This window comes from Brevundimonas sp. UBA2416 (assembly GCF_002343105.1).
Taxonomy (GTDB): domain Bacteria; phylum Pseudomonadota; class Alphaproteobacteria; order Caulobacterales; family Caulobacteraceae; genus Brevundimonas.
Genome location: NZ_DDRM01000024.1, coordinates 1 through 13,193, shown reverse-complemented (window position 1 = coordinate 13,193; position 13,193 = coordinate 1). Strand labels below are relative to the sequence as shown.

General features: G+C 66.4%; 12 protein-coding genes and 1 pseudogene. 8 read left to right on the top strand and 5 right to left on the bottom strand.

What is annotated here, in order from left to right; translation table 11 throughout:
* Positions 1-38: 38 nt before the first annotated feature.
* Both B3E43_RS08415 and B3E43_RS08410 read right to left on the bottom strand, forming a co-directional pair.
* Positions 39-1,082 (bottom strand): LacI family DNA-binding transcriptional regulator, encoded by a 1,044-nt coding sequence (locus B3E43_RS08415; protein WP_292028404.1) that lies wholly within the window; start codon positions 1,080-1,082, stop codon positions 39-41.
* Positions 1,083-1,141: 59 nt separating this feature from the next.
* On the bottom strand, positions 1,142-2,509 hold the full coding sequence (locus B3E43_RS08410; RefSeq protein WP_292028402.1) for a pectate lyase family protein: 1,368 nt from the start codon (positions 2,507-2,509) through the stop codon (positions 1,142-1,144).
* A gap of 128 nt (positions 2,510-2,637) precedes the next feature.
* On the opposite strand from B3E43_RS08410, the gene B3E43_RS08405 reads away from it, so the two are divergent.
* From B3E43_RS08405 to B3E43_RS08380, 6 genes are all read left to right on the top strand, one after another.
* Positions 2,638-3,450 (top strand): 2-keto-4-pentenoate hydratase, encoded by an 813-nt coding sequence (locus tag B3E43_RS08405; protein WP_292028400.1) that lies wholly within the window; start codon positions 2,638-2,640, stop codon positions 3,448-3,450.
* Entirely contained in the window at positions 3,447-4,439 is a 993-nt protein-coding gene (locus tag B3E43_RS08400; protein ID WP_292028398.1) for a TRAP transporter substrate-binding protein, read from the top strand. The genes B3E43_RS08405 and B3E43_RS08400 overlap by 4 nt, the downstream gene beginning before the upstream one ends.
* Positions 4,440-4,478: 39 nt before the next feature.
* Positions 4,479-4,991: a TRAP transporter small permease gene (locus B3E43_RS08395; protein ID WP_292028396.1), complete on the top strand. Its 513-nt coding sequence runs from the start codon at positions 4,479-4,481 to the stop codon at positions 4,989-4,991.
* A 2-nt stretch (positions 4,992-4,993) separates the two neighbouring features.
* Positions 4,994-6,274, top strand: a complete 1,281-nt coding sequence (locus tag B3E43_RS08390; RefSeq protein ID WP_292028394.1) for a TRAP transporter large permease — start codon at positions 4,994-4,996, stop codon at positions 6,272-6,274.
* Positions 6,271-7,365: a sugar kinase gene (locus B3E43_RS08385; protein ID WP_292028392.1), complete on the top strand. Its 1,095-nt coding sequence runs from the start codon at positions 6,271-6,273 to the stop codon at positions 7,363-7,365. Before B3E43_RS08390 ends, B3E43_RS08385 begins: the two co-directional genes overlap by 4 nt.
* A 202-nt stretch (positions 7,366-7,567) precedes the next feature.
* On the top strand, positions 7,568-7,792 hold the full coding sequence (locus tag B3E43_RS08380) for a hypothetical protein (protein WP_292028390.1): 225 nt from the start codon (positions 7,568-7,570) through the stop codon (positions 7,790-7,792).
* Between the two features lie 88 nt (positions 7,793-7,880).
* Here B3E43_RS08380 and B3E43_RS08375 read toward each other — a convergent pair whose 3' ends face one another.
* Positions 7,881-8,177, bottom strand: coding sequence for a hypothetical protein (locus tag B3E43_RS08375; RefSeq protein WP_292028388.1), 297 nt, complete (start codon positions 8,175-8,177; stop codon positions 7,881-7,883).
* Positions 8,178-8,336: 159 nt separating this feature from the next.
* On the opposite strand from B3E43_RS08375, the gene B3E43_RS08370 reads away from it, so the two are divergent.
* The gene (locus B3E43_RS08370) at positions 8,337-9,995 is read left to right on the top strand and encodes an MFS transporter (protein ID WP_292028386.1); all 1,659 of its coding nucleotides are present in this window, start codon (positions 8,337-8,339) and stop codon (positions 9,993-9,995) included.
* Here B3E43_RS08370 and B3E43_RS08365 read toward each other — a convergent pair.
* Both B3E43_RS08365 and B3E43_RS08360 read right to left on the bottom strand, forming a co-directional pair.
* Positions 9,992-10,955: pseudogene (locus B3E43_RS08365) on the bottom strand (DDE-type integrase/transposase/recombinase). The gene B3E43_RS08370 and the pseudogene B3E43_RS08365 sit on opposite strands and share 4 nt — an antisense overlap.
* A gap of 161 nt (positions 10,956-11,116) precedes the next feature.
* Positions 11,117-11,974 carry a class I SAM-dependent methyltransferase gene (locus B3E43_RS08360; protein ID WP_292028384.1) on the bottom strand — a complete coding sequence of 286 codons (858 nt, stop codon included), beginning with the start codon at positions 11,972-11,974 and terminating at the stop codon, positions 11,117-11,119.
* A gap of 422 nt (positions 11,975-12,396) precedes the next feature.
* Here B3E43_RS08360 and B3E43_RS08355 point away from each other — a divergent pair.
* A partial coding sequence (locus tag B3E43_RS08355; protein WP_414631346.1) for an AMP-binding protein occupies positions 12,397-13,193 on the top strand: 797 nt, incomplete at its 3' end.

The following is a 13,193-nucleotide window of genomic DNA, read 5'->3' as shown; positions in this document are numbered from 1 at the left end:
CCCTGAAATGCGTGTTTCAGGGCCGGTACGGGCCTGTATCAGCGGTTCGGCGGCGCCGTCGAATCCCTGACCACGAGAGACGGATCGACCTCCGGCTGGACGAGGGTCGCGGGATCGAGGCCGCGCAGACCGGCGGTCAGTTTCTCCGCCGCCATCCGGCCCATGTCGCGGATCGGCAAGCGGACTGTGGTCAGGTTGGGCCAGACGCGCGACGCCATCGGCAGGTCGTCAAAACCGACGATCGACAGGTCGCGGGGTACATCCAGACCGGCGTCGCGGGCGGCCTTCATCACCCCGATCGCCATCTCATCATTGCCGGCGAAGATCGCCGTCGGGCGCTGCGGCAGGGCCAGCAGTTCCGTCGCGGCCTCGACGCCGGATTCGAACGTATAGGCCGCGCGGCGGACGTAGGCGGGATCCAGCACCAGCCCGTGCTCGGCCAGCCCCTCGGCGAATCCCCTGCCCCGCTCGTGCGACGAACGGAAGGTGTCCGGACCCGAAATGAACGCGATCCGCTGATGCCCCAGTTCAGCCAGATGCCGCGCCGCCTGGGCCGCGCCCCGGCTGTCGTGCGTCACCACCATACAGGCCGGTTCGTCCAGCGAGACCGAGGCGATCCGCACATAGGGACAGTCCGCCTCCTTCAGAATGGCCACCACCCGGTCGTCCTCTGACACCGACGGCGGCATGACCACGCCGAACAGCTTCTGCCGCACGATGAAGTTCCGCACGTCGCCCAGAAAGGCGTCACTCGCCCTGTTGCAGGGATGGACGACCAGTTCCAGGCCGGAACCCCGCACGGCGTCGAGCACGCCCTGCTGCATGTTGACGACATAGTTCGGGCTTGGGTTGTCATAGATCATCCCGACCAGGAACGACCGCCGGAAAGCCAGCCCCCGGGCCTGGGGGTCGGGGGTGAAGCCATGTTCGGCGATGACCGCCTCGACCCGCTTGCGTGTCTCTTCCTTGACGAAGGGCGAGTTGTTGATGACCCGTGAGACGGTCTTCTTCGACACCTCGGCGAGCCGGGCGATGTCATTGATGGTGGCGGGCTTGCCGCCGGTCCGTCTGGGCTCGTTCACTGAGGGATTCTCTCTGGCCGAACGGTGTCCTTAGACCTTGCCGCGCGCCCTGTCAGCGGTCACGTCCCGCGGCGGGTCGCGGGGCGATCCAGCACATCGTCACGCAGCGGAGTCATGAAGCGCAGGTCCCAGTCGTCGGGGTTGAACGGCTTGCGCGTCGCTTCGACCACAGCCGGATAGCCGCCGACCTCGCGCTCGTGGTCGATGATCTCCCCGCGGCCCTCCGCGACCTCGGCGATCAGCAGCACGTCCCGCATGTCGCGGTCCCAGGGTCGGGCGCCGACCTGCGACAGGACCGCCCGCTGCACGTCCACGGCGGGCATCGGCGTCAGCCCTTCCCACCAGACCGGCGGACGACGCGTCTGGATGATCCGGGCAGGACTGGTGGTGTAGCGGCCGAACATGCGGATGGGCTCGCCGACCTGATCCACGGCGATGTTGTCCCGGCCATAGTATTCCACGTCTCCCGCCCCGCCGATCATCATGAAGGCGAGTTGGTCGACCGGCGTCGACGGGCCCGCGCGCAACACGTTTCCGATCACGGTCATCTTGCCGACCTCGAACGGGACGGTCCCCCACTCCTCCGGCGCGAGGTTGTAGTGGATGGCGCGCGGACCCGGATTGTAGATCAGGTTGTTGACGATCACCCCGTGAACCCCGCCCTTGAACAGGGGGCTGCGCTCATAGTTGTGGGCATAGAGATTGCCGACGATCAGCAGGCCGGTGACATTGTCGTGGATCAGCGAGCCCTTGGAATGCTCGCCCTTGGAATGGGTCGAATAGGCCAGGCTCTCGCCGTTCAGATTGTTCGAGAAGGTGATGTTGTGGCTGGTGCCACGGCGCCATTCCTCAGGCGTCGAGCCGGTGAAGCGCGGGCCCGAGGCCGACAGGTTCTCGTCGGTCGCCCAGGTCAGACTGCAGTGATCGACGATGACATTGTATGCGCCGACGGTGGCGATGCCGTCCTCGTCCCAGCCGCTCATCCACTCGCCACCGGCCGAGCCGGGCCGGATCCGGATGTGCTGGACGATAACGTCGTGCCCGCGGATGTCGATGCCGCCGCGGATCAGGGTGATGCCCGGCGACGGCGCGGTCTGGCCGGCGATGGTGATGAAGGGATTCCGGAGCACCAGGGTCTGTTTGCCCAGGTCGATGACCCCGCCGACCTCGAACACCACGATGCGCGGCCCCTCGGCCTCGATGGCGGCGCGCAGCGAGCCAGGGCCCGAGGCGTCCAGATTGGTGACCCGGATGATCTGGCCACCCCGCCCGCCCGGCGTCTGGGCCGCCCAGCCCAGTGCCCCCGGGAACGCCGGTAGCGGCGCTTCGGCAGCGATCGGCGCCGGCTGCTGTGCAGCGGCAGGCGAGGCAAGGCTGGCCGGAAGGATGAGGGCGGCCACGAGGGCGGCGAGGCGGAGCAGGGTCATGATTCCATCCTATTGCACGGTCGCTGTGGTCGCGACCTTGAGCCGGGGCGGCGCCGGAAAGGCTTCGCCGGATTCAAATTGACACCGGTTTCCTTCCTGCGCAATGTCTGCCGCAACAGGGAGGCGGCGTGAGCCACGCACACGATAATTCAGCGGTTTCACCGGTCGCGCGGGCCTTTGTCGGCGCGCGTCGCGGCGGCTGTGCGCTCGAAGCCTATCCGGGCCTGCAGCCCGAATCGCTTGAGGCCGCCTACGCCATCCAGGATGAGGCGATCGCCGCCTGGCCGGATCGTATCGCCGGCTGGAAGCTGGGCCGGATCAACGCCCCGCACGATGCGCGCTTCGGCGCCGGGCGGCTGGCGGGGCCGATCTTCTCGCGGAACGTCTGGACGGCGGCCCACACGCCAACCCGCTTCGGCGTGATCGAGGGCGGCTTCGCGGCGGTCGAGGCGGAATATGTGCTTGAGATGGGCGAGACCGCGCCGGACCGGGCCGACTGGACCGTCGATTCGGTCGCGCCGCTGGTGTCCCGCGTCTTCATCGGGGTCGAGATCGCCGGCAGCCCCTTCGCGGGCATCAACGAACATGGGCCGGCTGTCACGGCCTCGGATTTCGGCAACAACGCCGGTCTGATCCTTGGCTCCGAGGTCGCCGGCTGGCGCGAACGCCTGTCGGACCTGACCTGCACCGTGGCCATCAACGACATCGTCATCGGGCGCGGCGGCGCATCATCGATCCCGGGCGGACCGCTCGATTCACTCGCCTTCCTCCTGAACCTCCTTCACCGGCGCGGCCGGCGGCTCGAAGTGGGCCAACTGGTCTCGACGGGCGCCGCCACCGGCGTGCACGATATCTTCGCTGGCCAGTCCGCCTCCGCCGACTTCGGGCCCGATGGCCGCATCGACTGTGTCGCGGTCCCGGCGACAGGAGCCATCGCATGAGCCTGACCCGTCGCACCCTCGGCCTCGCCGGCCTGTCCGGTCTCGGCCTCGCCTCCTGCGCCCCGCGGGCGACCGCCAATGGGCAGACCATCTTCAACGCCGTCGATGTCCACCCCGGCGACTTCCCCACGGTGACCGCCGTCAAATGGATGGGCGAGGAACTCGGCCGGCTGACGGACGGCCGACTCGGCATCCGCCAGTTCCCCTCGGGCCAGTTGGGCAATGAAGACGATTCGATCGGTCTGACGCGTTTCAAGGCGGTCGATATGTGCCGCGTCGCGGTCGCGGCCCTCAACAACGCCTTCCCCGAGACCCGCCTGCTGGCCTTGCCCTATGTCTTCCGTTCGGTGTCGCATGTCCGCGCCGTGGTCGACGGCGGGATCGGCACCGAACTGCTCAATGTGTTCGAGGGCCGCGGTCTTGTCGGGCTGGCCTATTACGACGCCGCACCGCGCTGCTTCTACAATGTGCGCCACCCGGTCACCGAGCCGGGCCAGCTGCGCGGCCTGAAGATGCGCGCGCCGCAGTCGGACATCTTCCTCGACTCCATCCGCGCCATGGGCGCCAATCCGACGCCCCTGACCTTCGGCGCGGTCTTCTCCTCGCTGCAGACTCATCTGATCGACGGGGCCGAGAACAACTGGCCGGCCTATCAGTCCAGCCGCCAGTACGAGGTCGCGCAATACTGGAGCCAGACCGAACACTCGTTCTCGCCTGACGCCCTGCTGATGTCGAAAGACAGCTTCGACGCCCTGACGCCGGCGGACCAGGAACTGATCCGCGACGTGGCGCGCCGGTCGGTGCAGGTCATGAGGGTCGACTGGGACAGGAGCGAGGCCGACGCCCGCGCCGCCGTCATCGCCGCCGGCGTCCAGGTCGCCGAGGTCGACAAGGAAGCTTTCGCCGCCACCGTCCGGCCCGTGCTGGACAAATACCTGGCCGAGCCGCGCCTGCGCGCGCTCCACGAACGGATCGCAGCGGTCGCCTGAACGGCCGCGCAAACTCACGGCGCTCAGGGAGGGCGTTGCATGTCTGAACCTCGACGCGGAAGCGCACGCGCGCTCGACGGCCTCGACCACCTGGCCATGGGACTGGCGGGCTTTGCCCTCGTGGCCATGGCCCTGATCCAGGCCTGGCAGGTCTTCGCCCGCTATGTGCTCAACGACAGCCCCGGCTGGACCGAGCCGCTCGCCCTGCTGCTGATGAGTTTCGCCGTGATGTTCGGCGCCGCCGTCGCGGTGCGGCGCGAGACCCATTTCGCCTTCCAGTCCTTCCGGGATGCGGCGCCGGGTCCGCTGCAATGGCTGCTCAAGTCGATTTCCCGCCTGATCGCCGCCGCCGCCGGCGCCGGCCTGATGGTCCTCGGCGGAACGCTGATGATCGATGAATGGCCGGTCGCCCTGGCTGGAGCGCCCCTGCCCTCGGGTCTGAAGTTCGCCGGCCTCTGTGTCGGCGGCGCCCTGATCCTGCTGTTCTCGATCGAGCGCCTGCTGACCGGCGACTACCGCGCGCCGGATGTCGCCGAAAAGGCGGAGGACTGAGCATGGAATACATCATCCTCTTCGGCCTTCTGGCCATCCTTCTGGCCATCGGCGTGCCGGTCGCCTTCTCCCTGCTGGCCGCGACCCTGGCGACGGTCCTCTATCTGGCCCTGCCGCCGATCGTCGTGTTCCAGCAGATGGGGTCCGACATCACCTCGGTGGCCCTTCTGGCCATCCCGCTGTTCATCTTCACCGGCGAACTGATGATGAAGGGCGGCCTGTCCGACCGGATGATCGCCCTCGCCTCCTCCATGGTCGGCCATGTGCGCGGCGGCCTGGGCCAGGTCACCGTCGTGGGCTCGACCCTGTTCGGCGGCGTCTCGGGCAGCGCCATCGCCGACGTCTCGGCCGTCGGCGGCACCATGATCCCGCAGATGCAGAAGCGCGGTTATGACGCCGACTACGCCGTCAACGTCACCATCTCGGCGGCGCTCGTGGCCCTGCTGGTGCCGCCCTCGCACAATATGATCCTTTATTCGGCCGCGGCCGGCGGCGGGGTCTCGATCTCGGACCTGTTCGCCGCGGGCATCATCCCCGCCCTGCTTCTCGCCGCGACCCTGATGGTCACCGCCTATGTCGTCGCCCGCAAGCGCGGCTATGCAGCCGAGGTCTTCCCCGGCTTCCGCACCATCGCCGTGCGGCTGGTCGCCGCCATCCCCGGCCTGCTGCTGGTCGGCATTATCTTCACCGGCATCCGGATGGGCGTCTTCACCGCCGTGGAGAGCGCCTCGATCGCCGTGGTCTACGCCACCGTGGTCACCGGCCTGATCTACCGCCACATGACCTGGAGCGCCTTCAAGGCCGCCTGCCTCGGCGCGGCGCGAACCTCGGGCATGGTACTGTTCATCATCGGCTGCGCGGGCGCCTTCGGCTGGCTGATGGCTTACATGCAGGTGCCGACCATGATGGTCGACCTGCTGCAGACCCTGACCGACAATCCGATCCTGATCCTTCTGCTGATCAACGTCATCCTGCTGATCCTCGGCACCTTCATGGACATGGCGCCGCTGATCATCATCTGCACCCCGATCTTCCTGCCGGTGGCCAAGGCCTTCGACGTCGATCCAGTCCAGTTCGGCGTCATCCTGCTGCTCAACTGCGGCATCGGCCTGATCACCCCGCCGGTCGGGTCAGTTCTTTTCGTCGGCAGTGCCATCGCCGGCATTCCCATGACCCGGGCGTTGAAGACCATCTGGCCGTTCTGGCTCTCTTGCGTCGCCGTGCTGATGCTGGTCACCTTCATCCCGGCGCTTTCGCTGTGGCTGCCCTCGCTGATGAAATGACCGACCTGCTGGCCGTTCGACCGGCCGAAGACTGCCGCTGGGACTGCGTCGCCCTGGGCGAAGTCATGCTGCGCCTCGATCCGGGCGAGGGCCGCATCCGCACGGCGCGGTCCTTCCAGGTCTGGGAGGGCGGCGGCGAGTACAATGTCGCGCGAGGCCTGCGAAAGACGTTCGGGATGCGGACTGCGGTCGTCACCGCCCTGCCGCGCAACGAGATGGGCGCCCTCGCCGAGGATCTGATCCTCCAGGGCGGCGTCGACACGTCCCACATCCTGTGGCGTGAGGCCGACGGCATCGGCCGCAATACCCGGATGGGTCTGAATTTCACCGAGCGCGGCTTCGGCGTGCGCGGCGCGCTGGGCGCCTCGGACCGTGCCAACACCGCCGCCTCGCAGATGCAGCCGGATGAGGTCGACTGGGACGCTCTCTTTGGCGGCGAAGGCGTGCGCTGGCTCCACACCGGCGGCATTTTTGCAGCCCTGTCCGAGAGCACCGCCGCGACCACCCTGGCCGCCATCCGGGCCGCCAAACGCCATGGCGTCATCGTCAGCTACGACCTCAACTACCGCGCCAGTCTGTGGTCCAGCCATCCCGATCCGGACGCCGCTCAACGGGTCAACCGCGAGATCGCCGGCCTGGCCGACGTCCTGATCGGCGACGAATACGCCTGGGAATCCTGCCTCGGCGTCGGCGGCCACGCGGCCCGCGCGGACCAGGCCGACGCCGCGCCGTTCGACGCCCTCGTCGCCCGCTCTTCCGGCGACCTGCCCAACGTCAGGATTTTCGCCGCCACCCTGCGCGACCCGGTCTCGGCCTCGGTCAACCGCTGGGGCGCGGTGCTGTGGGCCAGTGGAAAGCGCTATACCACGCCGGTGCGCGAGATCGCGGTTCTGGACCGCGTCGGCGGCGGCGATGGTTTCGTCTCGGGGATGGCGTATGCCTTCCTGAACGGCCTCGGGCCGCAGATCGCCGTCGATTACGGCGCGGCCCACGGGGCACTGGCCATGACCACCCCGGGCGACAACGCCATGACCTCTCTGCATGAGGTGAAAGCTGTGGCCGGCGGACGCGGGGCGGCGGCGATCCGCTAGTCTTGACGACCTGCAGTTGTGGACGCGAGCCTTGCAAGCCTGTGTTCTGAACGTCACAGATACGTCCATATGAGCGGGGCGCGATCTCAATCGGTGCGCCAGATCGTGGACAGATTGAAAGGCGGGGCTGGCCATTCACATTTCTGTATGCAACCTCGGCTATGCAGACGCATTAACTGCTACCCAACCCGGAGACTGACTGATGAAAAAAACCATTGCAGCCATCACAGCCGGCCTCCTGCTTGTCGCAGGTCAGGCCGTCGCCCAGAACAACAGCGCGACCGTCCGTGTCGGCGACCGTGTCGGCGCCCAGGCCGGTGACTCGAGCGAATTCGCGGGCGTGCCGATCGCTGTCCTGCTGCTCGGCGGCGCCGCCCTGATCACCCTGATCGTCGTGGCCACCGACGACGACAGCGAGAGCGACTAAGCTTTCCGGCCATTCCGGCCTCAGGAATCGCCCCCGTCGCGCAAGCGGCGGGGGCTTTTTCCTGTGCCCGCCCCGCGCTCCTCCGTCTTCAGGCCCGCTCTTCCTCCGCGCCGCAGAGCGCGCACTGGAAGCGGGCGACCTTCGATTTCGAGGGCATGGGCCTGAGGACCGAGGTCCGGCCGAACTCGAACCGGCACCGCCTGCATTCGTCGTCCTGGGGCGCACGGGCCGCGAGGACGCTCGCTATGGCCGCATCCTTCTCGGCCACCTTCGCGCGCGCCCGCGCCTCGTCCGCCTGGGCCCGGACGATGTCGTCCTGCGCCGCGCGCTTCTCGCGCTCCAAGCGCTCGACCAGCTGGCGTCGGTAAAGGTCGTGGTCGGTCATTTCGTCCCCCTCTCTGGCCGGCAGCGAGGCGCAGATAAACCACGGAGTCAACGGCAGCGCCCTGCTCCGGCCAGCCCCCGGAGACGGTTGCACAGGGCCGATGCGCTTTCAGCCGTCCCGGTCTAGGCTCCCGGCAAACGAGTCCGGGGGAGAGACCATATGACCGACTGCGCCGCCGCCGGGGACCCTGCCGTCGACCGCGACGACCGGCTGGTCATTCTCGCCTCCTCAGTCGGAACGGTGATCGAGTGGTACGACTTCTATCTGTACGGCTCGCTGGCGGCGATCATCACCGTCCAGTTCTTCTCCGGCGTCAACGAGACCACCGGCTATATCTTCGCCCTGATGGCCTTCGCCGCCGGCTTCGCGGTCCGACCGTTCGGAGCCATCTTCTTCGGCCGGCTGGGCGATCTCTGGGGGCGCAAGAACACCTTTCTCGTCACCATGCTGCTCATGGGGCTGTCGACCTTCGTCGTCGGCCTGCTGCCCTCCTACGCCGCCATCGGCATTGCAGCGCCCGCCATCCTCATCGCCATGCGGCTGCTGCAGGGCCTGGCCCTGGGCGGGGAGTACGGCGGCGCAGCCACCTATGTCGCCGAACACGCGCCGCCCGGAAAGCGCGGCTTCTACACCTCCTTCATCCAGATCACGGCGACCGCCGGCCTGATGCTGAGCCTGCTGGTCATACTCGGCGTGCGCACCGCCGTCGGCGAGGAGGCCTTCAAGGACTGGGGCTGGCGGATTCCCTTCCTCGTCTCGATCCTGTTGCTCGGCGTGTCGCTGTGGATCCGCCTCAGACTGGCCGAGAGCCCGGCCTTCGCCCGCATGAAAGCGGAGGGCAAGGGCTCGAAGACGCCGCTCAAGGACAGTTTCGGGAAGTGGCCGAACCTCAAACTGGTGCTGCTGGCCCTCGTCGGCCTGACCGCGGGTCAGGCCGTGGTCTGGTATACGGGCCAGTTCTACGCCCTGTTCTTCCTCGAGAAGACGCTGAAGGTGGATGGCCCACTGGCCAACATCCTCATCGCGATCTCCCTGCTGCTCGCCACGCCCTTCTTCGTCTTCTGGGGCTGGCTGTCAGACAAGGTCGGCCGCAAGCCGATTATCCTCGTCGGCTGTCTGCTGGCGGCCCTGACCTATTTCCCGCTGTTCCACGCCCTGACCGGGGCGGCCAATCCGCAGCTGGCCGCAGCCACCGCCAGCGCCCCGGTCAGCGTGCACGCCGACCCGGCCGACTGCGCCCTGCAGTTCGATCCGGTGGGCAAGACGGTGTTCGACAGCTCCTGCGACCTGGCCAAGTCGTATCTGGCCAAGGCCGGCGTCACCTACGCCAATATCGCCGCCCCGGCGGGATCGACGGCCGAGGTCCGCATCGGCCATGTGGTCGTGACCAGTTTCGACGGCGCGGCCCTGCCCCGCCCCGACTTCGCCGCGCGCAAGGCCGAATGGGAAGCCGGACTCGGCGCCGCCCTGGCCGCCGCCGGCTATCCTGCCAGGGCTGACAGCGCCCTGGTCAACAAGCCGCTCGTCGTCGCCATCCTGTTCGTGCTCGTGATCTATGTGACCATGGTCTACGGCCCGATCGCGGCGGCCCTGGTCGAAATGTTCCCCACCAACATCCGCTACACCTCCATGTCCCTGCCCTATCACATCGGCAACGGCTGGTTCGGCGGCTTCCTGCCCACCACAGCCTTCGCGATGGTCGCCGCGACGGGCAATATCTACTACGGCCTCTGGTATCCGGTGGTGGTGGCGCTGGTGACGGTGGTGGTCGGCTATCTGTTCATCCGTGATCGGAAGGATGTGGACCTGGGCGGCTAGTTGTTCGGTCCCGAAGTGAGGTGGATTGAATCGTATCGGAAGCGGTCTGGTTCGTCAGCCCACGCCTTGCAGATGGCTTCGTAGGGCGTGAGACCTTGTAAGGTCTTGGGCCGCTTGGCGAAGTTGTAGGCGTCCAGGATGGCGACGAGGTGCTGCCTGAGCTGTCGGTGGCTGTCGTAGTGATAGCGGCGGCCGGTGGCTTCCTTCAGCATCCGGTTCATCCGCTCGACCTGGCTCTTGGTTCAAGGACGATTGCGCTTGGTGAAGCGGTGCTCGGCGCAGTGTTCGAGGCAGACGCGGTCGAACTTGTGGACCCGCTAGCGAGCTGCGGGGCCGGAGCGTTGCTGGGGCATGTCCCCGAACTGCACGCCGTTGTCGGTCATCACCGTATGGATCTGTAGGGCACGGCTTCGATCACCGCCTTGAGGAAGTCGGCGGCGGCCTGGACGTTGGCGGCGGGGTGTAGCTGGGCGAAGGCGAACTTGGATGTCCGGTCCACGGCGACGAACAGGTGCAGCTTGCCCTCGTCGGTCCTGACCTCGGCGATGTCGATGTGGAAGTAGCCGATCGGATAGCGCTTGAACGGCTGTTTGGTGGGCTTGTCGCCGGCGATCTCGGGCAGGCAGCTGATGCCGTGGCGCTTCAGACAGCGGTGATGCGACGACCGGGTCAGGTTCGGCAGCGTCGCCTGGAACGCGTAAGGGCCGTCGTCCAGCGGCAACAGGGTATGCCTGCGGAGGCGAAGACGATGGCTTCTTCCTCAGGCGTCAGAACCGTCGATCAAACCGTCTTGGGGCCCATCGGCGCGTCATGAACGAAGGCTCGCTTGCGCCGTTTGGCGACGGTCTTGTGGTTGAACCCGTGCCGCGGCGCTAGCTCTTTGAGCGGAGCTTTCGATCGCTGTATCGCAGCTCGGACTGCGTGCGTGGTCGTGGCGCTGCCGAGGAGTATCTGGCCCATAGTGTCGCTCGGAATGAAGGGTCAGCTCGACTGATTCCCCCACACTCCGGGACAGGACACCTAGGGCTTCCCGTGCCGCGCCGCGGCTTCGCGGGTGCCAATCGATAGCTAGAATCCCACGCCGGTCGCGAGCGTGGGTCTCGCAGGGTTTGCGGGCTTTGCTACCGTACGGCCTCCACATAGACGCTCATCTGCGGATGAGTGTTGTCGAAATACAGGGTGTTCCTGAGTGGGGCGCAGGCCGATTGCCCGTAGCCAGATCGATAAGGTTCGGCGAAGCCCGCGTTGCGCATGAATGCCGCGATTTTGTCGTGGCTCCACCACGAGACATGATTGCCGGGTCTGTCGCCTCGCCATTCGGTCAACCCGGTAAAGTAGTCGAGCGCACCGATCTTGCCCTTTTCGGCGATTATGCGGCGAATCTCAACGGCATCAAATTTGTGAACCGAAGGCGAAAGGTCGTTTGGCGCCAGCATGGTCGCGACGTGATGCAGCCACCGCTCTTCCAAGGGCACTGAAGTGGCCGGCGCGTGGAGCATGGTCTCAAAGGTTCCTGGCCGATCATAAGCCTTGTCCCAATAGAACCAGTCCTCATCGGAGCGCTGCATGGCCGCAAAGTCGGTGTCAGCGTCGGGTCCCGTGGTCACGCGCAAAAATCCGCCCGGCTTCAGGGCGCGATATGACTCGCGGAACAACCGGTCCACCGCGTCATCCTTGACGTGTTCGATGGTGTGGCTTGTGTATATGACATCGGCTGACGCATCGGGGATCGGCAGAGGATCATCCGACATGAGATCGCAATGAATGACGTTCTTTTGATCGTCCCTGTACCAATCGGAAACATAGTCCAGATTGATCCACCGAGGATGGAAAAACGAGCCTGCGCCAACGTTGTAGAAACGACCGTGAGGATAGAGTCGGTCGTAGAGCGCCGTATCGTCCGGCACGACCCGCCTGAGATCGACGCCAAATCGCTGGGCCGTCGTTCGTATCCGATGCTTCAACTTGCCCAACGCCATTTAGCTCCGAGTTCACCTTTAGATGGACGTTTATCCCAAGGCTGAGGGACCGGCCATACCTGACGACAAACGCCGCGCAAATTTGCCAAAGATCATGGCCGATGATGGTCCTGTCTGTTCCCCTCCACGGCCCCGACCCGCCGACATCGGCGCGTTGTGAACCCTCTGTAGGTCGTCCACCCGATCCGGCCCGGGAAAGCTTGAGTCAGCCTTTTCCCGAGAATGACGCAGGATGGGAAGCTATTGAGTCCACGTCCGGGTCGGCGCAATCAGCCTCAGACCCGCGGCGACTCATCGCGATATCCGGTCCCTTGAACCTCGGATTTGCCAGAGCGCGCATCAAGCGAATCCTTGGTACACGCTAGCCGCGACCTGAGACAGGACACGGTGCGCCAGAGACAGCCAGCCTTGGAGACGGTTTAATGGTAGAACATCCCTCATCACTGCCTGTTGCACCCCGATGGGCGACTTGCGCCCGGATAGGACTTGTCGAATATGAGTTGGCGCGCAACTCGGCCCGTGAAACGCCGGACGCCTTCTGGGGCGAACAGGCGCGCCGCCTCGACTGGACGACTCCGCCCACCCGCATCAAGGACGTGTCGTTCGACAGGGCCGATTTCCGCATCCGCTGGTTCGGCGACGGTGTGCTGAACGTGGCCTACAACTGCCTTGATCGGCACCTGGAGACCCGCGGCGACGAGACCGCGATCATCTGGGAGGGCGACGAGCCGACCCAGTCCGGCGGCCTGACCTATCGCGAGCTGCACGCCGAAGTCTGCCGCATGGCCAATGTGCTCAAGGGCCTTGGCGTGGTGAAGGGCGACCGCGTCACCCTCTATCTGCCGATGATCCCGGCGGCGGCCGTGGCCATGCTGGCCTGCGCCCGCATCGGCGCGGTGCATTCCGTCGTTTTCGGCGGCTTCTCGCCCGACAGCCTGGCGGGCCGGATCGAGGACTGCGGTTCGAAGGTCGTCATCACCGCCGACGAGGGCCTGCGCGGCGGTAAACGGGTGCCCCTGAAAGCCAATGTCGATGCGGCGCTGGAACGGCCGGGCGCGAGCGTTGTCGAGACGGTGCTGATCGTCTCCCACACCAATGCCGACATCCCGATCGTCGAGGGCCGCGACGTCCGATACGGCGAGGCCAAATGCGGCATCAGCGCCGACTGTCCGTGCGAGCCCATGAATGCCGAAGATCCGCTGTTCATCCTCTACACCTC